The following is a 21817-nucleotide window of genomic DNA, read 5'->3' as shown; positions in this document are numbered from 1 at the left end:
TCCGGGTGTGCCGATACCACCGGTGCCTTCGTCCAGCTCGGCTATGCCACCCAGTAGCTCCAGCAGTCACTCGAGCGGCTCGTCCTCTTCCAGTTTCTCGAGTAGCTCTTCCTCGGTCTCATCCAGCAGCAGTTCATCGGTACCGATGCCCAGTTCTTCGTCCAGCAGTTCCTCGGAGATTATTGTCATTCCTCCGCCGATGACCGGGCATTGCGAGGTGGACTATCACTGGTGGTTTGGCTGGTGGGTGCGCTGCAAGGGCAGTGAGCACTGCCCTCCGGGCAAGCGCTGTATCTTGCTGTGGCGTCGTAAGGGTACCGAAGAGCATTGGGCCGATGCCGGTATCATCCATGGCGGCAGTCTGAAGTACAACGAAGAGATGGAGTATCGTTGTTCGTGCCGGGCGCGGTAGGGGCTGCGCAGAAGTCGAATTCAGGCTGGCTGTGTCCACTGACGAACGCGACTGGCTTGCGCATGATTGAGGGTCGGAGTGCTTTCCAGATAGCGCTCGATGCTCCGGATGACGTCGGCGGCATGAATCATATCCATGCAGTGGGGCAGTGAGCCTATGACATCCAGGCACAGCTGGTCTGGCTGATCCTTGGGATCGCCGTCGCCCAGCGGTTGAGTGCGGGATCGCCAGCAACCGCCATTGTCGCAGCAGGGTAAGGTGCCCAGGCTGTGCAGGAACTGGTGGTGGGGATAAGCTTCCCAATGAGGCGGTTCCCGGCCTCCGGCGACTACCACGCAGGCACGATGACTGAGCTTGCCGGGTTTGACCTCCACTGCGGCAGCCAGATGCATGGCCAGGGTTACCGGGCAAAGCACACCGTCGGCGTGGTACATCAACCGAATCAACTGCCTCAGGTCGGTTTTGCCTCTCAGGTCGATCACCTGGCTCAGCGGGGGGTGATAATGGCCAGATTCACCCACTTGGACAAATAACAAACGGCCATGAAAGTGATCGACAACGCGCTGGAACCTGGCCGAGTCCCACCATTTGATGCTGAAATCGTATTTACCGCCAGCGACGATGATCCAGAAAGGGACCGCTTCCCGGGTGATCTCCTGCACCTGGGAGATCCAGCCTTTTTCCTGCTCCGAGAGATGAATGTCGCCCTGGAACCGGGTCGGGCGCAGCGACAGGTCCAGATGCTCACCGAGAAAGTCGATAAAACCCTGAATAAAATGATGGGGACGCTGGTTACTGTGATCGATCAGGGGGTAGTGACAATCAATGATTTCGGTGTCGGCGGCCTTCTCATGTAGCGGTGTCAGGAAGGGGTTGTGCTGCCACAACTGCGGGCAGGCTGAGCGCACGTCGGTTTCAAACTGATGTGGATATTGCTGGTGCAGCTCGCGTACGGCGGCGGTCAGCATGACCTGATCACCGGGGGATTGGAAATTTCTGAGGATCAGTTTTCTCATTCGCTATGCCGTTCGCTGCCTGATCATCTGTAATGGGCGGGTGACAGATGATCCGTTAAGGGTAGGGCACAAGAGCCAGGATTGCTTGCCTGAGAACCACTACTGAAGGCGGCTTCCAGCTTTCTCAGAGGTCTGTACTGTGATGATCCTCATGATGATGGGTGTGGCCCGGGTTGGTGTCGCTATGGCTATGTCCGGTTTCAACCCCGGCCGCATGAATATGCAGGTGAGCATGGCTGTGAATATGAGGGTGACTGTGCATCAGGGCATCCTGTAACCGGCGCTCCTGTAGCATGACGGCGCGGTTGGCGAGGCGTTCTACCACGCGTCGATCGTGGGAGACAAAAAACATCGCCAGAGGCAGGCTTTCCAGGTGATCCAGCAAGCGTTGCTCGGCGGTACTGTCCAGGCCATTGGTAGGTTCGTCCATCAGCAATACCTGGGGTTCCATTGCTAACACCCCGGCCAGCGCCACCATGCGTTTCTCGCCACCCGACAGCTTGTGAGTAATGCGCTCGCGCAAGCCTTCCAGCCCTAATTGGCTCAGGGTTCGGTCGGCAATGCGGGTGGCTTCATCGACCGATCGGCCCAGGTTCAGAGGTCCAAAGCTGACGTCCTCCAGCACCGTTGGACAGAACAGCTGGTCGTCGCTGTCCTGAAACAACAGACCGGCCTGGGCACGTACTTCGCGAAAGTCGGCTTCACCGCTTCGGCACCGGCCAAAGGCGATGATCTCTCCCCGGGCAGGCTGGTGCAGGCCGATCATCAATTGCAGCAAGGTGGTTTTACCGGCGCCGTTGTCTCCGGTCAGTGCCACTCGCTCCCCGGGTTGTAAGGAGAAGTTCACCCCTTCCAGCACCGGGTGATCGGGGTAACCGAAATCGATGTCGCGCAATTCAATTAAGGTCGTGCTCATAAGTGCCATTCCAGACCCAGAAGGGTGATCAGGGGGATTGCCGAGAGCACCATAAACCGGGTGTCTGTGGGATGCCAGTGGCGCGAATCTACAAGAAACAGGCGGTTGTTAAAACCGCGACATTTCATGGCGATAAGTATGCGTTGGGAGCGTTCCAGACTGCGTACCAGCAGCATCCCGATCAGGGAGCCATAGCTGCGCCAGGTGTGGCGGTTATTTCCCGGTGCAAAGCCTCGTGCTCGCATTGCGGTGTGCAGTCTCTGGTATTCCTCGGCCAAAAGGTCGATATAGCGCACGGTAAACAGCAGCAGATGAACCAGCTTGTCCGGAACCCGCAGGCGCGCCAGAGCGTGCCCCAATACCACGGGTTCAAGGGTGCCGACCAGGGTTAGCAGGCCAATAACGACGGTGTTGGCTTTCAATACAATAACCAGCGCCCGTTCGAGGCCTGCATCGCTGACATGAAAAGGCCCGATCTGTAGCCAGGGGTCGCCAGGCATGCTCAGCGGCAGCATGACCAGCAGTATCAGCATAAATGCTTCCAGCGCAAGCAGACGACGCATTAACAGAGACAGACTTAAACCGCTGCCCAATGCGAGTGAGAGGGCAAGCAGCAAGCTGCATAGCAGCGTGGTCGGGTGCTGGAGCGAGACCACTGCGATGGCCGATGCGGCAGCAATTAGCAGGCGGGCTCGTGGGTCTCTCTTGGCCAGCCAGGGACGCAGTGGCTGCTCAATGGTGAGGCCAAGACGACTCATGGTTGAGGTTGCCGGCTGCGCCACCACAACAGGGCTCCGGCGATACCGATCAATGTACCCAGGCCCCCCAGGATATCGCTGAGGCGGGCTCGCGAGGCTTGCTGTTGCAGTTCCAGTCGCAAGGGGGCCAGCTGCCGGGCCAGCGCCTGTTCGATGCGGTCTTCCAGCGCTTTAGAGGAGATCGAGTGGCTCTCGGCGGGAGACGTTGAGGGCTGAGTGTGAGCCGGGATCGAAGCGGGGGCGGCAACGGAATCGATAAGCCACTCCGCGACGTGACCATCGCCGGTGTTGGCGACCACAAGAATGGGATCGAGGGTGGGGCGTGTCAGGCTGAATCGGCCCTTGGCATCCGTCAGCTGCTCGTTGTCGCTGCCGATATCAGCGTTACTATTCGGTTGTTTGAACTTAATGCGAGCGCCGGAAACTGGGTCCCCTCCGGCAAAGTAAACAGTACCCTCAATCCGGCCTTCGCTGGCGTAGGCGAAGACTTTGATAAGGTGCGCCTGACTGGCAGAGCTAAGCAGCAAACTGACTGCGGCTAGTAGCGAGAGTGAAAGTGACCGCTTACTCATAACTGGTTTTCCTCCTTTGCTGGTGCCTTGGTTGTGGGGCAGGTTTCGCACCCGGCGACGGCTGTACCGGTTTGTCGGCGGCGGTGCTGATCCGGGCTCGACGGCAACAGCAGCTCGGGAGAGACTTTCAGGATAAAGCGCAGCACAAAGCCGCAGATGGCGGCTTCGACAACGGCCAGGGGCAGGTAGGTGAGCAGAATAACCTTTGCCGCCGGGATAAACTCTGCTCCGCTAAGGGCCAGCGAACCACAAAGCAACAACGCGGTTAACAGGACGCCCACGGCACCTGCCAGGGTGCCAATAAGAAAACCGTTTTGACCCTGTGTGTGGTGCAGCCAGGGTCTTAACGTCAGGGCGCATACCAGTGCCGGTAGTGCGACATTGAGGATATTGACTCCCAGCACCAGCAGCCCACCAAAGCCAAAGAACACCGCTTGCAGCAAAAGGGCGATGGCAATGGTGGGTATGGCACTCCAGCCCAGCACCAGCCCCATCAAGCCGTTTAACAGCAGGTGTGCGCTGCTGGGGCCAATGGGCACGCTAAACAATGAGCTGACAAAGAAGGCCGCGGCCAGCACCGCTGCCTGGGGAATACGCTCATAGTCGAGCCGTCGCACACCATAAGCCAGTGCACTGGCGGATATCAGGGCGCCGCCGATTAGAATTGGCGCCGATAGCACGCCTTCGGGAATATGAGCGATGGTGGGCTCCTTATTGGCTCATTACTTATCTGCCGTCTGTGTCTGATGAATCTGTGGTGGTAGTTCTTGGGCATGCACCCAGATCAGTCCGCCTTCTTCAACGGGAACCGATTGGCCTTCCGGATTGGTCATGGTGATGTCCGATTCGATCAGGGCGGCGAAGCCCCACCACCCTGCGAAGGGCATGACAAAATTAAAGGTGCCGTTGGCGTCGGCCCTGATTTCCTGGGTGATAAAGGCCTCGGCAGGCGCTTGCATTCGTCCATCGTTAAGCCATTCGACTTCCACGGTGGCAAAAGGCACGGGCTGGCCATTCTTACGCACAACACCACTGAACAGATTGCCCTGCCAAAGCCCATAAGGTCTGGTGAGCGGCTCGATCTCAACGGGGAAACCCACCATCTGCTGCCATAGGGGGTCGCCAGCAAAGGCATCCACCACCACCTTGGTGTAATGAACGATCATGACGCCTTCGGCGGGTTCCCAATAGGGGGCAGGCTCGACATAAAAAAGGTGATCGCCAGGGCCTTGAAGGCTGTACTCGCTTCGGTAGGCATTCTGGCCATCGACCTGATAGGAAACCAGGCTGGACAACAGGTCCTTGCGGCCCTCGCGAGTGATAACGCCAAATTGTGCCGGTGTCGCCATCTCCATGGCTGGGCCCTGATTCATAGGATGAGTAAAGCTCAGGTCCAGCCTCAGTTGTTGCTGGTTGGAGGTGTTCGCGATAGCTGTAGAGGGAATCAGGGTTTGGAAGTGGGCCAGGCTTATCGGGCTGGCGAGCAGGCTGGCCAAAAACAGGCCAGTGGTAATCAGGGGGCGCATGTCGGCTCCATCGAAGCGGTTAGATGGAGTAAATATTACTAAAAAATAAATCGTAATAATATGCGTGAATTGCTCATATGGCCTGAGGTTTTACTCAACTTGCTGATGTGGGGGTCAGGTTTGAGGGCGACTATGGCTGTGTTGTTGCTCGGTGCCGCCGTGTTGATGGCTCAGCGTCTGAGCATCCACCGGGATCACATTGAGTTTGCCATGGCGAACTCCCGGTTCGGCAATAATGGTGTTGGCGAAGGCGGTCACCTGTTCGGTCGGTCCGCTGACGACCACGGTTTCGAGGCAATTGTCATGGTCCAGGTGTACATGCAGAGTAGAGACTGCCACATTATGGTGGTGGTGTTGTGCATGGGTCAGGCGGCGTGACAGCTCTCGTTCTTCGTGATTGTAGACGTAAGTGAGGGTTCCCACACAGTGGCTGGAACGCTGCTGCTCAACGCGTTCAGATTCGAGCCGGTCGCGTATCAGGTCGCGAATGGCTTCGGAGCGGTTCCGGTAACCTCGTTGCGTCAGATACTGCTCGAACTGTTCGACCAGCCCCTCTTCCAGAGATATTGATATTCTTTCCACAGAGCGCTCCGTGCGTGATTGAAAAAGCGCAGGTTAGCATATTTCTTATGGTGTTCAGTGACATGGATGTGTTCTATGTATAGGGCATCTAGAGGCGCCAGCCCAAGCCTTGAAGCCGCTTTTCAACTGCTATACTCTCATGGGCTTTGCCATTGGATGACTGGGAGAGGGATTCCATGTCGCATGATGTGACGCTGTACAGTTTGGGTGAGGAGATCGCCAACGCAATCTCTCATGGTTTGGGGGCCGCGGCCGCGATTGTCGGTTTGACCCTGCTAATGGTGGAGGCAACCGGAGTGCTCGATGTGTTGTCGGTTACGGGGCTGGCGCTGTATGGCGGTAGTCTGGTGTTGCTGTTTTTATGTTCGACCCTGTATCACGCCTTTACCCATCACAAGACCAAAGCCGTTTTTAAGGTGCTGGATCATTGCGCCATTTACCTGTTGATTGCAGGAACCTACACCCCTTTTATGATGATCACCCTCGACGGTGATTTGGCGACCGGTATGCTGATTGCTGTCTGGAGCCTTGCGGCCGTGGGAATCATCTTTAAAGCCTTGTTCATTCATCGCTTTGAAATTGTTTCGGTGCTGACTTACCTGGGGATGGGATGGCTGTCATTGCTGGTCATTTATGAGCTGGCGGAGCAGCTTGAGTTAGGCGGCTTTTTGCTGCTGTTGATCGGTGGCCTGGTATACAGTCTTGGGGTTATTTTTTATGTCGGAAAACGGATTCCCTATAACCATGCCATCTGGCATCTGTTTGTTCTCGGTGGAGCGGTTTGCCACTTCCTGGCTATTTTTATCTATGTGATCCCGACTCAACCGGTTGTTTAATACTGTGAAGCCTGTAATACAAAGGGCTGTGGCTGACTGACAATGCCTCTTTTATTTGTTGGATAAATGTGCGAGTCTAGCCGAAATCTCTTTTTTACATCACAAGGTCTGCAACACGAGGCCGGGTGATTCATGATCGGACCTTTCTGGAAGGCGATCATTGTCAGCGGATGGGTGCCGGTTGGCTGACGGTGTAGATTCATAATAGCGGCGCCAGTTGTGAGACAAAACTGAATGAAAATATATGTCGGCAATCTGTCCTACTCAGTGACAGATGATGACCTTATTGATGCCTTTTCTGAATTCGGCGATGTGACCAGTGCGACTGTGACGATGGATCCCGAGAGCGGTGAATCCAAGGGTTTCGGCTTTGTCGAAATGCCGGTCAAGTCCGAAGGTCGTGATGCGGTTCAGGTACTCAATGAGTCCCCGTTGTGCGGTCGTTTGATCAGGGTGAATGAAGCGCGTGGCAGTGGTGGTGGCAATAACCGTGGTCGCCGGCCTCGGCGTAATAATAAGCCGGGCGGTAATCGAGGTCACAAGCCTAAAAGTGCTGAAAGTGCAGGAAGCGCCGAGTCTCGATAAGACGGTTTGATTCCGGCATCGCAGGCCGGGACGGGGATTAACCTGAAATACTGATCCAGCATCGAACAGCTGCCGTTAGGGGCTGGCTGCTTGTTGGGGACGGTTATTGTGATTCAGGTGTAACTCCATCAACTCCTGTCGAATAGAGGTTAATGCTGCAAGCGCGTGATTTGCTATGCTGTCGCGTCCATCTTTCATGCCCTTGGCGTACGGGTTGGACGTGTCCAGCTTCTGGTTTTGCAGGTGTTCAATGGCACCGATCAGCTGATCGATCTCCAATATACTGCTAACTAAGGATTCGGTCATAGGGTCACTCCTGTCATTTTGACTATTGTGTCAGCTTGTAACCACCGCTTTAATTCGTAATACTCCTTCGGTCATTGCGGTTTCTTCGTACAAATAATGCACAAAGAACGATGTTCGCTGCGTGTTTGTGAATGATCGAGACCTTTTGACCATTACAACAATAACAGTTTGCGGAGTATTACGATGTCCCGACTCTCCTGGTCGAGCCCCTGGTTTGTGTTTGCAGCGATTGCGCTGGTCTACCTGTTAACCATTGGCTTGCAACCTTTCCCCCTGGATTTTCTACTTAAAGCGCTGCCTATTTGGGTGTTGGCCTGGATTGTGTTCAGGCAGCGTACAACTCTGCGCCATAATTGGTTGTTGGCCGGGTTACTCTGCTCCTCGATGGGGGATCTGTTATTGGCCTGGAATCAGTTTGTACCCGGGTTAGGGAGTTTTCTGGTTGCGCACCTTTTTTATATCGCAGCCTTTGTCCGTAAGCCGCTGTTTTCCATGCCGAGGCTGGCATTGGCGCTGGCGACCCTTGCCGTCACTTCAGCCTTGCTGGTGATGTTGTTGCCGGCTCTGGGTGAGATGACGATCCCGGTTGTCGCCTATATCAGTGTGATTGTGGTTATGGCGCTTTGTACGATACTGGGTAAGGACAACCACCCACTGGTAATGGCTGGTGCATTGTCGTTTTTGCTGTCCGATTCGATGATCGCAATTGACCGCTTCCTGTCACCCTTTGGCCTGGCCAGTTTGTTTATTATGATCACCTATTACCTGGCTCAGCTGTTGATTACCCGTGGTGCACTGAAGTCTTCAAACGTCAGCTGTTAATGTTTTAACAACCCTGTCGCATCGCTCCTGTGTCGGGATGTGTGACAGGGTTATGCAGAGCTTTCGCACCGGTTTCTTAATAAGCTTCTCCACAAGTTTCTTCCTTAATGTTTCCCTTGATTGTTTCTGACGTTCCGCCCGGCGGCATTTAGTGTCTTTCAGCTTTCTCGTTACCCTCTTTTGTTGATCTGAAACAAGGCGGGGAATGAAAAAGCTATGGATAATCATTCTCACTTGACTTGCATAATAAATGCTAATCATTATCATTGTCGCCCAATGGTAACGTTATTACATTCAAGGGGAATTCAACATGCTAACGAATGCACGCAAACTGCTGCTCACTTTTGCTGCCACGGCGGTGGTAACGGTTAATAGCAGTCTTGCCCTGGCGGCTGACGATGAACTGGTCGTCTACTCGGCTCGCAAGGAACACCTGATCAAGCCGTTGTTCGATGCCTATACCGCGAAAACAGGCGTAGAGGTCAAGTACGTTACCGATAAGGCGGGCCCACTGCTGGCACGTCTGGAAGCTGAAGGCGCTAACACGCCAGCCGACCTGTTGATTACGGTCGATGCCGGTAACCTGTGGCAGGCTGCCAATAAAGGTGTTTTGCAAGCGGTTGAGTCGTCTGTGCTGGAGAAAAATATTCCCGCTCATTTGCGTGCGACCAACAACGAGTGGGTCGGTCTTTCTGTCCGTGCCCGTACCATTGTTTATGCGACGGATCGTGTGAAGCCCGAAGAGCTGTCCAGTTACGAGGCGCTGGCCGAGTCCCAGTGGAAAGGCCGTTTGTGCCTGCGTACCTCCAAGAAAGTTTATAATCAGTCACTGGTTGCGACCATGATCGAGCGTCTGGGAGAAGAGCAGGCGGAGCAGGTCGTGAAGGGTTGGGTGAATAATCTGGCTACTCCGGTCTTCTCCAACGACACCAAGGCGATGCAAGCTGTGGCCGCAGGCCAATGTGATGCTACCATCGTCAATACATACTACTTCGGTCGTCTGCAGAAGAAAGATCCCAACATCAACCTGAAGCTGTTCTTTGCCAACCAGCAAAGCAGTGGCGTGCACGTCAACGTATCCGGTGCCGGTGTGACCAAACACGCCAAAAATGCCGCCGGTGCGGTTAAGTTTCTGGAGTGGATGAGCAGCCCTGAAGCGCAGAGCATCGTCGCCGATGGTAATATGGAATATCCGGCCAACCCGGCGGTGAAGCCTGCCGCGTTGGTGGCTGCCTGGGGCGAGTTCAAGCAGGATCAGTTGAACGTTGAATCTGCCGGTAGCCGTCAGGCCGATGCCATCAAATTGATGGATCGTGCGGGATACCGCTAGGCACAACCCGCTGGCTGTGCAAGCAGGCGCCCTGTGAAAGCAGGGCGTCTTTTGTTGTTTAAGGAGCAGATTTGATTCAGCAGTTGTTGTCCGATCAAAAGCAGTGGCGCCTCATTGCGGTGGCCATCGCCGCCATCGTCCTGATGCCGCTGGTGGTGCTCTTTGTTAGTTGGGGAACGGTGCAGACGGAAGTCTGGTTGCACCTGATCGAAACTCAGCTGGGTCGGTTATTGGGCAATACCCTGGTGTTGTTGGTTGGGGTTGGTCTCGGAGTAACCCTGTTGGGCGTCAGTCTCGCCTGGCTCACCTCCATGTGTGATTTCCCCGGTCGCAAGTGGTTCGACTGGGCGTTAATGTTACCTTTTGCGGTGCCAGCCTATGTGCTGGCCTTTGTGTTTATTGGCCTGCTCGATTTTAGCGGCCCGGTGCAGACCCAGCTGCGTGAATGGTTTGGGCGCGGCGTCTGGTTCCCGGAGGTGCGCTCTACCGGTGGCGTGGTGCTGGTGCTGGTGTTGGTGTTTTATCCCTACGTGTATATGTTGGCGCGCAGCGCCTTTGTGGCCCAGGGGCGTGGTTTGATGGATTCGGCGCGTATATTGGGGTTGGGGCCCTGGGCGTCGTTCTGGAAAGTGGCCCTGCCGATGGCGCGACCGGCGATTGCGGCGGGTTTGGCGTTGGCTTTAATGGAAACTCTGGCCGATTTCGGTGCGGTGGCGACCTTTAATTACGACACCTTTACCACGGCGATCTATAAATCCTGGTACGGCTTCTTTAATCTGCAGGCGGCCGCTCAGCTGGCGTCGTTGCTGTTATTGTTTGTTGCCGTTGCGCTGTTTATAGAGCGACGGGCGCGGGGAAAGGCACGGTTTGCCGAAGGCGAGCGACGCCATATTCGCCAGATCTACCGTTTGCAGGGGCCAGTGGCCTGGCTGGCAAGTGCTTATGCGGGCAGCATTGTCTTGATCGCCTTTATCGTGCCGATTGTGCAATTGCTGGTGTGGATCCTGAGTGATGCTTTGGAAGACCTCGACAGTCGTTACCTGGGCTTGGTGACCAAAACCCTGACGCTGGGTGCCATTGCCGCGGTGTTAACGGTGACTACAGCGGTTTTGCTGGCCTACGCGCAGCGACTGCGGCGGGATCGTTGGGTCAATGGCTCGGTGAGTATTGCCAACCTTGGCTATGCCTTGCCGGGCTCGGTGTTGGCGGTTGGCATCATGGTGGCCTTCACCTGGCTGGATGCCCATATTACGATTCCGGTGCAGCAATGGTTGGGTTTTGAAGGACGTCAGCTCTTGATGGGGAGCTTGCTGGCCCTGGTGGTGGCCTACGGCATCCGTTTTCTTGCTGTCGCTTTCGGGCCGGTGGAGTCGGGTTTGCAGCGTATTCGCCCCTCGATTCTGGAATCGGCGCAAAGCCTTGGCGAGCCTCCGATGGGTATTGTGCGGCGCATCTATTTGCCCATGCTGAGCCCCTCGTTGATTACCGCGACGCTGCTGGTGTTTGTCGATGTCTTGAAAGAGATGCCAGCAACGCTGCTAATGCGGCCCTTCGGCTGGGACACTCTGGCAGTACGCATCTTTGAAATGACCTCCGAAGGGGAGTGGGAGCGAGCGGCGTTACCCGCCTTTACCCTGGTGCTGGTGGGGTTGATACCCGTGGTGCTGCTGATGCGACGTTCGGCACGCCACTAGCCGTCGGCTGGGTGGGAAAGTCTGTAGCGTTTAGAGGCTTTCGCGGCTTGCTCCGTCACCGGCTTAACCGCTAAAATTGCCCCCTTTCATGCGTCCTTGTGGACGCGTTCGGGACAAATCGCCGCATTGGTGGTAATTCCCTAACCTCGACGGCCGTGCTTTTGCTTGTTGTGGTCACTGGGTGAGCTATAACTGTTAATTGCATTTCCGTTTTTTGACGTCGAAACCGAGAGGAAACCAGAGAATGAGCAACATACCGAGTGAGTTGCGTTACGTGTCATCCCACGAGTGGATCCGGGTCGAGGCCGATGGCACCGCCGTGGTCGGTATTACTGATCATGCCCAGGAGTTGCTGGGTGATGTCGTGTTCGTTGAATTGCCCGAAGTGGGTGCTGCTATTTCCCGTGACGAAGACGCCGGGGTGGTCGAGTCGGTCAAAGCCGCCTCAGATATTTATGCACCGATTTCCGGGGAAGTTGTTGAGATCAATGAAGCGCTCGAGGACGCTCCCGAAACCGTCAACGGAGACCCTTATGGCGACGGTTGGTTTTTCCGTATCAAATTAAGCGACGAGTCCGAGCTGGACGAGTTGCTGGACGCCGAGGCCTACGCCGAGGTTTGCGAAGCCGAAGACTAGGCGTCCGCCTTGTTAGTAGCCCACAGATAAAGCCCTGAACCCATCGTTCGGGGCTTTGTCCTATCTGGCAATCCGGTCGGATTGCCGACTATTTTCCATGCAGGATTGTGCAATGAGTCAAGTTAGCCCCCTCTCTCTCGAACAACTGGAAAACACTGGCGAGTTTATCGAGCGTCATGTCGGCCCGGATGCCACCGAACGTCAGCAGATGCTCGACAGTCTTGGTTTGCCTTCCCTCGATCAGCTGATTGATGACACGGTGCCCAAAAGCATTCGTTTGTCCCAACCGCTGGCGATGGAAGGTGCTCGTACCGAAGCAGAGACTCTGGGGTATCTGAAGCAGGTTGCGGGTAAAAACCAGCTCAAGCGCTCATTGATCGGGATGGGCTATCACGAAACCCTCGTGCCCAACGTGATCCTGCGAAATGTGATGGAAAACCCCGGCTGGTACACCGCTTATACGCCTTATCAGCCGGAAGTGGCCCAGGGTCGTCTGGAGGCTTTGATTACCTTCCAGCAGCTGACCATGGACTTGACCGGAATGGACCTGGCCAGTGCCTCCTTGCTGGACGAAGCCACCGCCGCTGCCGAAGCCATGGCGTTGGCCAAGCGCGTGTCCAAGAACAAGAAGTGCAATCTGTTTTTTGTTGACGAGCAGTGCCTGCCACAAACCATCGACGTGGTGAAAACCCGCGCCGAAGCCTTTGGTTTTGATGTCATGGTTGGCAGTACCGAACAGGCGCTGGAGCAGGACCTGTTTGGTATCTTGTTGCAGTATCCCTGCCGTGACGGCTCATTGCGTGATGACCGCGAATTGATCGCCAGCCTGCACGAGCGCAAGGCGATCGTCTGTGTCGCCGCCGACATCCTGTCCCTGATGTTGTTGAAATCCCCGGGTGAACTGGGAGCCGATGTGGTGCTGGGCAGCGCTCAGCGTTTTGGCGTTCCCATGGGTTTTGGCGGCCCCCATGCCGCATTTTTTGGCACCCGCGATCAATACAAGCGCTCCATTCCCGGCCGTATCATCGGCGTCTCGGTAGATAGCCGTGGCAACCCGGCCATGCGGATGGCGATGCAAACCCGGGAACAGCACATCCGCCGTGAGAAGGCGAACAGTAACATCTGTACGGCTCAGGTATTGCTGGCCAATATGGCGGCCTTTTATGCGGTCTATCATGGCCCGGAAGGGCTCAAGCGCATTGCGAACCGCGTGCATCGTTTAACCGATATTCTGGCGCGCGGGCTTAAGCAGGCCGGTGTCAAGGTCATCAATAACAGCTACTTCGATACCCTGAGTCTGGATCTGGGTGAGCGCCAGGCGGAGCTGGTCAAGGCGGCCTGCGATGCCGGTTATAATCTCTATTCGGGTGATCAGGGCCTCGTGTCCATCGCCATGAATGAGTGCTGCTCACGTTCTGATGTGGAAGCCTTATGGACTGTATTGCTGGGTGATGATCATGGCCTGAGTGTCGAAGCCCTGGATAGCACCAGTACAGCTATTCCGGTTGCGCTGCAGCGTGACGACAGCATATTGAGTCATGAAGTGTTCAATCGCTACCATTCCGAAACCGAAATGCTGCGCTACCTCAAGCGTCTGGAGAACAAGGACCTGTCCTTGACCCATTCCATGATTGCACTGGGGTCCTGCACCATGAAGCTCAATGCCACCTCCGAGATGATTCCGGTGACCTGGCCCGAGTTCGGTAATATGCATCCCTTTGCGCCGCAGGAGCAGACACAGGGCTATCGCCAGATGATTGGCGAGCTCGACGCCATGCTGCGTGAAATCACCGGCTTTGATGCCATCTGCATGCAGCCCAACTCCGGTGCCCAGGGTGAGTACGCTGGCTTGCTGGCGATTCGCAAATACCACGAAAGCCAGGGTCAGGGACATCGTAATGTGTGCCTGATCCCCAGCTCGGCTCACGGTACCAACCCTGCCAGCGCCATGATGGCCTCAATGCGAGTCGTGGTCGTGGAGTGCGATGCCAACGGCAACGTGGATGTCGACGATCTGCGCACCAAGGCCGCGGAGCTGGCGGACAGTCTGTCTTGCCTGATGATCACCTACCCATCCACCCACGGGGTGTATGAAGAGGAGATCATCGAAATCTGTAACATCGTGCACCAGCATGGTGGTCAGGTGTATATGGATGGGGCCAACCTTAACGCACAGGTCGGTATCTCCAAGCCAGGATTGATCGGTGCCGATGTGTCCCATATGAACCTGCACAAAACCTTTGCCATCCCACACGGTGGCGGCGGTCCGGGCATGGGACCCATCGGTGTCAAAGCCCATCTGGCACCTTTTGTTGCCAACCATAGTGTGGTCCAGCTGGAAGGCCCGAATGCCGACAGCGGTGCGGTATCCGCTGCGCCCTGGGGCAGTGCCTCCATTCTGACCATCAGCTGGGCCTACATTCGTATGCTGGGTGCCGAGGGTCTGCGTGCATCAACCGAAAACGCCATCCTCAATGCCAACTACATGGCCAAGCGTTTGAGTGAACATTACCCGGTGCTCTATACCGGTCGCAATGGCCGGGTGGCGCACGAGTGCATTATTGATCTGCGTCCGTTGAAAGCAGCGTCGGGTATCAGTGAGGAGGATGTCGCCAAGCGGCTGATGGACTTTGGTTTCCACGCTCCAACCATGAGCTTCCCGGTGGCTGGCACCCTGATGATCGAGCCCACCGAGAGTGAGTCAAAGGCCGAGCTGGATCGTTTTGTCGATGCCATGATCGCTATCCGTGGCGAGATTGCCCAGGTCGAGGCCGGTACTCTTGATGCCGATAATAATATGCTCAAGCAGGCACCTCATACGCTGGCCGATATTCTGGACGATAACTGGGATCGCCCCTACAGCAAGCAACAGGCGGCCTACCCATTGAGCTGGGTAGCCGATGGCAAATTCTGGCCCAGCGTCAATCGTATCGACAATGTCTATGGTGACCGCAACCTGCATTGCAGTTGCCCATCCATGGATACCTATCGTTAGCGGACTAAAGCTTATCAGGCAGTGACAACAAGCGGGCCAGGTGCCCGCTTGTTGTTTGTGGCATTTGAATCGATACTTGGTTCAAAAGAGGCCTGTCCGCTATGCTGCAAGCCAGGTGGGTTACACATCAAGGAGGTAGTCTGGCTATGAATGAACATGAAAAAATAAATTATCTGGAGTTTCCTGTTCGGGATATTGCTGAGGAGAAGCGTTTCTTCGCAGAAGCCTTCGGCTGGACCTTTATTGATTATGGTGAGGACTATTGCGCCTTTTCAGGGGCTGGTATCGATGGGGGTTTTTATCGTGCGGATCTCGCGGCCAGCAGCGGAAGCGGAAATGGCAGTATGTTGGTCGTGTTTTATAGTGAGGGTTTATCGCAAACGATGGATAAGGTGCTTGCCGCCGGAGGTACCCTGGTAAAGCCGATTTTTGAATTCCCTGGCGGCCGCCGTTTTCATTTTGCCGATCCCAATGGTAACGAATTTGCGGTCTGGTCTGATACGCTACCTTGATCTGACTCGCCTTAGTCAACCGTTAAATTCAGCTCAGCGAGGCCTTCGTTGATGAGCTGGTGACACAGCGTCGGGTTTTCCAGTGGTAACAGGTGTCCCTGGGTCAATGCTTGCTTGAAATGTGTGTTCGGACAGCGCCGGCGCCATTCTTTCCACAAGGCTTCGGTAAAAAATACCGAGGGTTTGCCACGAATAGCAAGACAGGGCATGGACAGTGTCGCCAGCTGATTCATGACATTGGGTGGCTGGGTGTAGTTGTGAGCTTCCCAGGATTTGGGAAAGCTGAGCTCAAACTCACCCTCAGTGTTTTCTACTACTCCGTGTTGCGCCATATGCTCGAAAGCCTGGTCATCGAAACGCTTGTAGCCGCGAATGCTTTTGCAATGTTTCAGAAAAGCCTCTCGGTCTGGCCAAGTGTCTGTTTTTCTCAGGGTGCCTTTGGCGGGTTGGGTTTGATTCATTAGCGCCTTGGGCATCACTCGAGTCAGTCGTGCCAGGGTGCGAGATACCATGGCCGGTTCGATCAGCACCAGTGCGCGGAATAGCTCGGGACGTTTGTATGCCGCCAAAATGGTACAGGTTGCGCCCATGGAATGCCCCAGGCCAACCACGGGTTCATGGCAGTGCTGCTCGATAAAGGCAATCAAATCGTCCGCATAGAGTTGCCAGTCTCGTCGTTTGGGAGGCAGGCCAATGTCCGGCCAGGTTGGGCGCATAGCGAGGGCGCTGATATTCAGCTGTTGACTCAATTGTGACAGTAGCGGCTGGTAAAGCCCGGGGGCAAAGCCGTTAGCATGGTAGAAGTGGGCCGGGATGCCGGAGCCAGGATGCTGCTCCCAAAAGGCGTTCGCCGGCAGGGAGGGCTTTTGTTCTGTTGTTTTCATAAACGATATTCAGCTATTTTTGCCCGGTGCCTATGTGGCGCAAGGGGGATTGGGTCGGGTCTCGCACCCTACCGAAATGTTGCTTCTGGCACAACGCTAACCATCAGGCCCGGATGGGTAGCGAGGGCCCGGCGAATAATTGTGATATAACAAGGCCTCCTCTTGCTGATCAGTGATTGACAGCCACCGGGGATAACAACCTATTCGAGGAGCACAGATTGAATTCATGGTGGCAGTCATCAACCAAGATCCAACCGCTAACCGGTGCTTTGGTATCCTTGGCTCTGCTATGGGTGATGGCCAGCAGTGCCGGTGCCGGATTATCTTTGGCGCTCAGCGGCATTGCCTTCTGGGGCGCGGTATTGTTGCTGTGGCCGCGGCTGGCCCGGCGTAATCGAATTCAATCTCTGGTATTGCTATTGGCCGGATTTCTGGCCATGGGCTTTGGCGCTTACCGAGGGGCGAATCTTAGTCTGGAGACGTTGCTTGCGGGCAACAGTGGATTGATCTCGATGCTGGTGGCCGTTAGCTTTTTGGCCCTGATCAGTCGCCCGGAAGAGGAGGCGAAAGAGCAATTGCCTCAGGGTAAACGTGCGATTGGTTCCTCCCTGCTGGCGGTGCATCTGTTTGGTGCGGTGATCAACCTGTCCTCCATTTTTATCATTGGCGATCGTATTTCACGTCGTTTAAAACTGAGCCGTATTCAGGTATTGGTGTTGGTACGGGGTTTTTCTGCGGCTGCATTTTGGTCACCTTTTTTTGCTGCGATGGCGGTAGCGCTCAGTTATGCACCCAATGCCAGTTTGCCCAAATTGTGGTTGGCGGGTATGCCCTTGGCGGTAGCCGCTTTGATCATTACCTATTGGCAGATGAGTCGTGATGGCGAAGAGCCTGCTTCCGAGTTTACCGGTTACCCTATGCATTACGGTGGCCTTTGGTTACCACTGTTGCTAGCAGCCCTGGTGTTTGCATCGCGTGCTTTTTATCCGTCGATGTCGGTGCTGGCGCTTATCACATTGCTTTCTCCTCTGCTGGCGATATTGGTTTTGGCCGTTCGGCGGGAGAGGGTGCTTAATCAATTGATGACCCATAGCAGTCAACGTTTGCCGCAGATGGGCAACGAATTAACCCTGTTCCAGGCGGCAGGCGTATTGGGTTATGGGTTGGAGCGATTGGCCTCGACCCTAGTGGATCAGTTTCCCCTGCAGCAATTTGGCGCGCTGGAGGCCTGTGTCGCCTACGCTGGCATCGTGTTGTTGGCGGTGGCGGGTGTGCACCCCATTATTAGTATCTCGTTGGTGGGTGCCTTGTTGGCGCCATTGAATCCAGATCACACGCTGCTGGCGCTGGTATTTTTATCGGCCTGGTCGTTGGGCTCGGTGGTGGGGCCGTTGTCTGGCATGAACCTGGCGATACAGGGACGGTATGGCATCGACTCTTTTCGTATTATGCGTTGGAATCTATTCTACACGGCGGCCATGTCGGTTTTGGTTATGATCGGTCTTTGGGGTATTGCCGTGATAAAGGTTTGAATTGGAAGGGGATTGTCATGCCCTCGGCTGCGATGACGAAAAATAGAATAAGCTGAACATCCGGGACTACTGTTACTAGTGGCGTACCGAGTTCCTTGGCCGGATAAGGCGCTTCATCAAGAGATTGTTTGGTAAAGGAGATTATCCATCGTATTTTTAAATGGCATCACCCTCTTTCTACTCTGCCAATTGGTTGGTGAAGTGAGTGTCAGGTTGTTGGATTTCCCAGTTCCGGGCCCGGTGCTGGGAATGTGTTTGTTGCTGGTGGCTCTGTTGCTACGAGGGCGCGTCGACGCCCCGTTGGAGACTGCGGCGACAGGCTTGTTGTCACACCTGTCATTATTGTTTGTACCGGCAGGGGGTGGGCTAATGGTTCACGTTGATCGCCTGGGAACTGAATGGTTACCAATTTTGGTTGCCTTGGTGCTCAGTACATTAATTGCTATGGCGGTAACGGGAATGGTTATGCAATGGGCCATGAAATGGTCCGGCAAAAAAGAGCAGGAATCCAATGGATAGAACAGATCTCTCCAGCATGTGGGTTTACCTGAGTGCCAGCCCTCTGTTTGGCCTAACGCTGACCCTGCTAGCCTACAGTTTGGCCCATCGCCTCTACCTGAAAGGCAATGGACATCCACTTTTGAATCCCGTAGTAACCAGTGTTGCCCTGATAGTTTCGGTGTTGTTGCTGACTCAGACCAATTATGAGACTTACTTTGAAGGGGGGCAGTTTATTCATTTTCTGTTGGGCCCGGCGACGGTTGCATTGGCGGTGCCTTTGTATCAGCAGTGGGCTCGATTGCGACGAATCTGGGCTCCTTTGATGCTGGGCTTACTGGCCGGCAGCACGGCCGGCGCGTTGAGTGCGGTGATATTAGCGCGGGTGTTTGGTGCCAGTCTGCAGACTCAATTATCTCTCGCACCAAAATCGGTGACAGCCCCGGTTGCCATGGGAATTTCAGAGCATATTGGTGGGTTGCCTTCTCTAACCGCCGTAATGGTGGTGATGACTGGCATCATAGGAGCCGTAACGGGGACTCGGTTAATGATCCTGCTGAGAATTAACGACGACAGTGTCAAAGGAGTGGCTATGGGGGTTGCCGCTCACGGTATTGGTACCGCACGTGCCTTCCAAATCAGCCAGCAAATGGGGGCTTTCTCCGGGCTGGCGATGGCATTATCGGCGTTTATTGTGGCGTTAATCTTGCCCCCTTTGATAATGATTTTCTAGCGGCTATGACGAAGATTATTGAAGCATAGCATTAACAATAATTTGAGAATAATGATGACTAAGCATCAAAATGTTTTAGTGTATTCGTCGGCGGTTTTTGCCATATCAACCCTCCTTCTCGGAGCGGTTCTTTTGCTGGTATTTCCAAAGGAAGCAGAGCTTTCGGACGGTTTTCAAACGCCGATCATAGCTTTTGAGTTTGCCAGAACAGAGGTGGATCTGGCTTTCCTTGCCGGTGATTCAGAGGCCAGTCAGCGAAACCGAAGGTTGATGGATGAAGGGCATTTTTGGGATATGGCCTTTCCTTTTGCTTATGGTGGTTTGTTGGCGTTGTTGCTGCTTCAGTTTACGGGACAGGGCTATCGTTTTGTGTGGGTGGGAGTGGTCTGCTCGATCTTGATTATCCCCTTCGATATTAACGAGAATTTAACCCTGCTGAGCATTACTGCAGCCCTGGAGGAATCTCGTCCGGTGGTGCCGTTATTGGTGGATCTGCACACCGCTACCTGGCTTAAATGGGGAGTGCTTGGTATTAGCATCGCCCTGTTGTCGGCAAGTTACCTGACCCGAAAGAGATACGGTTTTGCACTGTTAAGCCTGCTCGCGTCACTGGCTATCGCTATCTGTTGGGTGTCGGGAAGTGAGCCCCGATTTGCCGAGGCGATGTCGAAGGTGCTATCCCTCTTCTTTATCGTTATTGCTATCAATGCCATTGTTCAAGCTTGGACGTTTGCCAAGGGCAATCGCCTTAGCTGATCCATAGTTAGCTCATGGTACCTGATGCCGAAACATGATGAAGATGTTTGATAAGATGGTTCCCTTTGCTCCACCAAGAATGATAACAAGGATCCCGTAACTCCATGGAAATGAACTCCCTTTCGCTGCTGGCGATGATTGGTGTCTTGAGCCTGGCATGCCAGTGGTTGGCCTGGCGGATACGCGTGCCGGCGATTCTGCCTTTGTTGGTCTGTGGGCTGTTGATTGGCCCGGGCTTAGCCATTCTGGATCCGGACCTGGTCTTTGGTGAGTTGTTGTTTCCCATGGTGTCCATGGCCGTGGCCATCATTTTGTTTGAGGGCGCATTGACTCTGGACCTGCGAGAAATTCGTGGGCATGGCTCCATGGTGCGCAATCTGATCAGCGTCGGTATGGTCGTTACCTGGGCCATTATCGCCATTGCGGCGCACTGGATCATGGCGTTGTCCTGGCCTTTGGCTTGCCTGTTTGCGGCGCTGGTGGTGGTTACCGGGCCAACGGTTATCGTACCCCTGTTAAGAGCGGCTCGTCCCAGTGCCAAACTGGCCAATATCCTGCGTTGGGAGGGCATTCTAATCGACCCGGTGGGCGCCTTGCTGGCGGTACTGGTGTATGAGTTTATTGTGGCCAGCCAGGAGGTGGCCATCCAGCATGCGGCCCAGGCATTTATTATGACTCTGGTGATCGGCTTCGTGCTGGGTTGGGGTGCTGCGCGCCTGACCGAGAAAGCGATGCTGGGAAACTGGATGCCGCATTATTTGCGCAATCCGGCCATGCTCTGTTTTATGCTGGGAATCTACGCCTTATCCAATCAGTTGCAGCACGAGTCTGGACTCCTGACGGTGACGGTGATGGGAATGATCCTGGCCAACCGTCATCACCTCGATATGGAATCGATCCACGAATTTAAAGAGACCCTGAGTGTCTTGCTAATCTCTGCGCTCTTTATTCTGTTAGCCGCCCGTCTTGATGTGGAGCAGGTGATGGGGTTGGGTTGGTCGGTGCTGGTTTTATTGTGCGTTATTTTATTTGTTGCGCGCCCGGCTACCGTCTGGTTATCGGCCATCGGTACCGACTTGAAGTGGCGGGAGAAACTGTTGTTGGCCTGGATCTCCCCAAGGGGGATTGTTGCGGCGGCGATTTCAGGACTGTTTGCCTTGAAGCTGGAACAGGAAGGTTGGCAAGAAGCCGAAGTGCTGGTGCCCATGGTCTTTATGGTTATCATCGCGACGGTGGTGCTGCAATCCTTAACCGCCGGTTTGTTAACGGGGTGGTTGGGTCTCAAGGAGAAAGCCTCCGAAGGGTTTCTTATTTTTGGGGCCAATAATGCGGCCCGTGAAATTGCCACGGCGTTACAAAAAAATGGTGTACAAGTCAGGTTGGCAGATACCAGTTGGGAGAATCTGAGATTGGCCCGAATGGAAAATCTGCCGACCTATTACGGAAACCCGGTGTCTGAGCATGCGGCCAACCATCTTAATCTTGATGGTCTGGGAAGAGTGCTCATTCTGTCGCCTTACCAGCAACAGAATCCATTGGTCGCGATGCATTTTCAAAACTGGTTTGCCAAGGATAAGGTCTTTGCCCTGTCCGCTGCCAAGGGCGAAGAGTCGGATAAGCGTCTGTCACGCCGGGCTAATCATAACTGTCCTTTGCTTGGCGATAGGTTAACGTACACGCAGTTGCGCTCGGCCATAGCGAACGGAGCACAAATAAAAAACACGACCCTGTCAAAGGCATTCACTTTCGAGAAGTACCAAGAAAAATTTGCTCAGCAGGTCAATCTTTTGTTTGCGCTTAATCCCGAGGGGCGATGTTATGTCTGGCACGAAAGTCTGTCCGATGAGGTTGGTGACGGCTGGAAGCTGATCGCGCTGCTCAGTGAACATGGTGTTGAAAAAAAAGGTCCATGAAG

Annotated in this window: 24 protein-coding genes; 14 read left to right on the top strand and 10 right to left on the bottom strand. The window is 54.7% G+C overall.

The window, feature by feature from the left end; genetic code table 11:
- Positions 1 to 66: 66 nt before the first annotated feature.
- Positions 67 to 189 (bottom strand): hypothetical protein, encoded by a 123-nt coding sequence (locus MIB40_RS19625; RefSeq protein ID WP_264758577.1) that lies wholly within the window; start codon positions 187 to 189, stop codon positions 67 to 69.
- 28 nt (positions 190 to 217) lie between these two features.
- On the opposite strand from MIB40_RS19625, the gene MIB40_RS13875 reads away from it, so the two are divergent.
- Complete coding sequence (locus MIB40_RS13875) at positions 218 to 412, top strand: hypothetical protein (protein ID WP_249695359.1); 195 nt, start codon at positions 218 to 220, stop codon at positions 410 to 412.
- A gap of 20 nt (positions 413 to 432) precedes the next feature.
- On the opposite strand, the gene MIB40_RS13870 is transcribed toward MIB40_RS13875, so the two are convergent.
- From MIB40_RS13870 to nikR, 7 genes are all read right to left on the bottom strand, one after another.
- Positions 433 to 1428 carry a glycosyltransferase family 9 protein gene (locus MIB40_RS13870; protein WP_249695357.1) on the bottom strand — a complete coding sequence of 332 codons (996 nt, stop codon included), beginning with the start codon at positions 1426 to 1428 and terminating at the stop codon, positions 433 to 435.
- Between the two features lie 124 nt (positions 1429 to 1552).
- Positions 1553 to 2344, bottom strand: coding sequence for an energy-coupling factor ABC transporter ATP-binding protein (locus tag MIB40_RS13865; protein WP_249695355.1), 792 nt, complete (start codon positions 2342 to 2344; stop codon positions 1553 to 1555).
- Positions 2341 to 3102: a cobalt ECF transporter T component CbiQ gene (cbiQ, locus tag MIB40_RS13860; protein ID WP_249695346.1), complete on the bottom strand. Its 762-nt coding sequence runs from the start codon at positions 3100 to 3102 to the stop codon at positions 2341 to 2343. Before cbiQ ends, MIB40_RS13865 begins: the two co-directional genes overlap by 4 nt.
- Positions 3099 to 3674 carry a carboxypeptidase-like regulatory domain-containing protein gene (locus tag MIB40_RS13855; protein WP_249695344.1) on the bottom strand — a complete coding sequence of 192 codons (576 nt, stop codon included), beginning with the start codon at positions 3672 to 3674 and terminating at the stop codon, positions 3099 to 3101. The genes cbiQ and MIB40_RS13855 overlap by 4 nt, the downstream gene beginning before the upstream one ends.
- Positions 3671 to 4366, bottom strand: a complete 696-nt coding sequence (cbiM, locus tag MIB40_RS13850) for a cobalt transporter CbiM (RefSeq protein WP_319941675.1) — start codon at positions 4364 to 4366, stop codon at positions 3671 to 3673. The genes MIB40_RS13855 and cbiM overlap by 4 nt, the downstream gene beginning before the upstream one ends.
- A 30-nt stretch (positions 4367 to 4396) precedes the next feature.
- On the bottom strand, positions 4397 to 5200 hold the full coding sequence (locus MIB40_RS13845) for a DUF4198 domain-containing protein (RefSeq protein ID WP_249695340.1): 804 nt from the start codon (positions 5198 to 5200) through the stop codon (positions 4397 to 4399).
- Positions 5201 to 5314: 114 nt separating this feature from the next.
- Complete coding sequence (gene nikR, locus MIB40_RS13840) at positions 5315 to 5782, bottom strand: nickel-responsive transcriptional regulator NikR (protein WP_249695338.1); 468 nt, start codon at positions 5780 to 5782, stop codon at positions 5315 to 5317.
- Positions 5783 to 5958: 176 nt separating this feature from the next.
- On the opposite strand from nikR, the gene trhA reads away from it, so the two are divergent.
- Positions 5959 to 6618 (top strand): PAQR family membrane homeostasis protein TrhA, encoded by a 660-nt coding sequence (gene trhA / locus MIB40_RS13835; protein WP_249695336.1) that lies wholly within the window; start codon positions 5959 to 5961, stop codon positions 6616 to 6618.
- Positions 6619 to 6852: 234 nt separating this feature from the next.
- A complete protein-coding gene (locus tag MIB40_RS13830) occupies positions 6853 to 7203 on the top strand; it encodes an RNA recognition motif domain-containing protein (protein WP_249695334.1) in 351 nt (116 codons plus the stop codon).
- Positions 7204 to 7278: 75 nt separating this feature from the next.
- On the opposite strand, the gene MIB40_RS13825 is transcribed toward MIB40_RS13830, so the two are convergent.
- The gene (locus MIB40_RS13825) at positions 7279 to 7509 is read right to left on the bottom strand and encodes a hypothetical protein (protein ID WP_249695332.1); all 231 of its coding nucleotides are present in this window, start codon (positions 7507 to 7509) and stop codon (positions 7279 to 7281) included.
- Between the two features lie 183 nt (positions 7510 to 7692).
- Between MIB40_RS13825 and MIB40_RS13820 the strand changes: the two genes are divergently transcribed.
- The 6 genes from MIB40_RS13820 to MIB40_RS13795 all read left to right on the top strand — a co-directional run bounded on the left by MIB40_RS13820 (position 7693) and on the right by MIB40_RS13795 (position 15499).
- Entirely contained in the window at positions 7693 to 8331 is a 639-nt protein-coding gene (locus MIB40_RS13820; RefSeq protein WP_249695330.1) for a lysoplasmalogenase, read from the top strand.
- A gap of 310 nt (positions 8332 to 8641) precedes the next feature.
- Positions 8642 to 9661, top strand: a complete 1020-nt coding sequence (locus tag MIB40_RS13815; protein WP_249695328.1) for an extracellular solute-binding protein — start codon at positions 8642 to 8644, stop codon at positions 9659 to 9661.
- A gap of 71 nt (positions 9662 to 9732) precedes the next feature.
- On the top strand, positions 9733 to 11355 hold the full coding sequence (locus MIB40_RS13810; RefSeq protein WP_249695326.1) for an ABC transporter permease: 1623 nt from the start codon (positions 9733 to 9735) through the stop codon (positions 11353 to 11355).
- A 244-nt stretch (positions 11356 to 11599) separates the two neighbouring features.
- Positions 11600 to 11992 (top strand): glycine cleavage system protein GcvH, encoded by a 393-nt coding sequence (gene gcvH / locus MIB40_RS13805; RefSeq protein ID WP_249695324.1) that lies wholly within the window; start codon positions 11600 to 11602, stop codon positions 11990 to 11992.
- Positions 11993 to 12104: 112 nt separating this feature from the next.
- Positions 12105 to 14987 carry an aminomethyl-transferring glycine dehydrogenase gene (gcvP, locus tag MIB40_RS13800; protein ID WP_249695322.1) on the top strand — a complete coding sequence of 961 codons (2883 nt, stop codon included), beginning with the start codon at positions 12105 to 12107 and terminating at the stop codon, positions 14985 to 14987.
- A 146-nt stretch (positions 14988 to 15133) separates the two neighbouring features.
- Entirely contained in the window at positions 15134 to 15499 is a 366-nt protein-coding gene (locus tag MIB40_RS13795; protein ID WP_249695320.1) for a VOC family protein, read from the top strand.
- A gap of 11 nt (positions 15500 to 15510) precedes the next feature.
- On the opposite strand, the gene MIB40_RS13790 is transcribed toward MIB40_RS13795, so the two are convergent.
- Complete coding sequence (locus tag MIB40_RS13790) at positions 15511 to 16383, bottom strand: alpha/beta fold hydrolase (protein WP_249695318.1); 873 nt, start codon at positions 16381 to 16383, stop codon at positions 15511 to 15513.
- A 218-nt stretch (positions 16384 to 16601) separates the two neighbouring features.
- Here MIB40_RS13790 and MIB40_RS13785 point away from each other — a divergent pair, with 218 nt between their 5' ends.
- From MIB40_RS13785 to MIB40_RS13765, 5 genes are all read left to right on the top strand, one after another.
- On the top strand, positions 16602 to 17915 hold the full coding sequence (locus tag MIB40_RS13785) for a hypothetical protein (protein ID WP_249695316.1): 1314 nt from the start codon (positions 16602 to 16604) through the stop codon (positions 17913 to 17915).
- A gap of 189 nt (positions 17916 to 18104) precedes the next feature.
- Positions 18105 to 18434, top strand: coding sequence for a CidA/LrgA family protein (locus MIB40_RS13780; RefSeq protein WP_264758576.1), 330 nt, complete (start codon positions 18105 to 18107; stop codon positions 18432 to 18434).
- On the top strand, positions 18427 to 19146 hold the full coding sequence (locus MIB40_RS13775) for an LrgB family protein (RefSeq protein ID WP_249695314.1): 720 nt from the start codon (positions 18427 to 18429) through the stop codon (positions 19144 to 19146). Before MIB40_RS13780 ends, MIB40_RS13775 begins: the two co-directional genes overlap by 8 nt.
- Positions 19147 to 19278: 132 nt before the next feature.
- The gene (locus MIB40_RS13770) at positions 19279 to 19902 is read left to right on the top strand and encodes a hypothetical protein (protein WP_249695312.1); all 624 of its coding nucleotides are present in this window, start codon (positions 19279 to 19281) and stop codon (positions 19900 to 19902) included.
- 104 nt (positions 19903 to 20006) lie between these two features.
- Positions 20007 to 21815, top strand: a complete 1809-nt coding sequence (locus MIB40_RS13765; protein ID WP_249695310.1) for a cation:proton antiporter — start codon at positions 20007 to 20009, stop codon at positions 21813 to 21815.
- Positions 21816 to 21817 lie beyond the last annotated feature (2 nt).

Origin of the sequence: Aestuariirhabdus haliotis, assembly GCF_023509475.1 — a bacterium.
Taxonomy (GTDB): Bacteria; Pseudomonadota; Gammaproteobacteria; order Pseudomonadales; family Aestuariirhabdaceae; genus Aestuariirhabdus; species Aestuariirhabdus haliotis.
This window is presented reverse-complemented; position numbering and strand designations above follow the sequence as displayed.

Excerpts from the sequence above, each read along its gene's own strand:
- MIB40_RS19625 (WP_264758577.1), bottom strand. The coding sequence starts at position 189 with ATGACAATAATCTCCGAGGAACTGCTGGACGAAGAACTGGGCATCGGT.
- MIB40_RS13870 (WP_249695357.1), bottom strand. The coding sequence starts at position 1,428 with ATGAGAAAACTGATCCTCAGAAATTTCCAATCCCCCGGTGATCAGGTC.
- MIB40_RS13865 (WP_249695355.1), bottom strand. The coding sequence starts at position 2,344 with ATGAGCACGACCTTAATTGAATTGCGCGACATCGATTTCGGTTACCCC.
- cbiQ (WP_249695346.1), bottom strand. The coding sequence starts at position 3,102 with ATGAGTCGTCTTGGCCTCACCATTGAGCAGCCACTGCGTCCCTGGCTG.
- MIB40_RS13855 (WP_249695344.1), bottom strand. The coding sequence starts at position 3,674 with ATGAGTAAGCGGTCACTTTCACTCTCGCTACTAGCCGCAGTCAGTTTG.
- MIB40_RS13845 (WP_249695340.1), bottom strand. The coding sequence starts at position 5,200 with ATGCGCCCCCTGATTACCACTGGCCTGTTTTTGGCCAGCCTGCTCGCC.
- trhA (WP_249695336.1), top strand. The coding sequence starts at position 5,959 with ATGTCGCATGATGTGACGCTGTACAGTTTGGGTGAGGAGATCGCCAAC.
- MIB40_RS13830 (WP_249695334.1), top strand. The coding sequence starts at position 6,853 with ATGAAAATATATGTCGGCAATCTGTCCTACTCAGTGACAGATGATGAC.
- MIB40_RS13825 (WP_249695332.1), bottom strand. The coding sequence starts at position 7,509 with ATGACCGAATCCTTAGTTAGCAGTATATTGGAGATCGATCAGCTGATC.
- MIB40_RS13820 (WP_249695330.1), top strand. The coding sequence starts at position 7,693 with ATGTCCCGACTCTCCTGGTCGAGCCCCTGGTTTGTGTTTGCAGCGATT.
- MIB40_RS13815 (WP_249695328.1), top strand. The coding sequence starts at position 8,642 with ATGCTAACGAATGCACGCAAACTGCTGCTCACTTTTGCTGCCACGGCG.
- gcvH (WP_249695324.1), top strand. The coding sequence starts at position 11,600 with ATGAGCAACATACCGAGTGAGTTGCGTTACGTGTCATCCCACGAGTGG.
- gcvP (WP_249695322.1), top strand. The coding sequence starts at position 12,105 with ATGAGTCAAGTTAGCCCCCTCTCTCTCGAACAACTGGAAAACACTGGC.
- MIB40_RS13795 (WP_249695320.1), top strand. The coding sequence starts at position 15,134 with ATGAATGAACATGAAAAAATAAATTATCTGGAGTTTCCTGTTCGGGAT.
- MIB40_RS13790 (WP_249695318.1), bottom strand. The coding sequence starts at position 16,383 with ATGAAAACAACAGAACAAAAGCCCTCCCTGCCGGCGAACGCCTTTTGG.
- MIB40_RS13775 (WP_249695314.1), top strand. The coding sequence starts at position 18,427 with ATGGATAGAACAGATCTCTCCAGCATGTGGGTTTACCTGAGTGCCAGC.
- MIB40_RS13765 (WP_249695310.1), top strand. The coding sequence starts at position 20,007 with ATGGAAATGAACTCCCTTTCGCTGCTGGCGATGATTGGTGTCTTGAGC.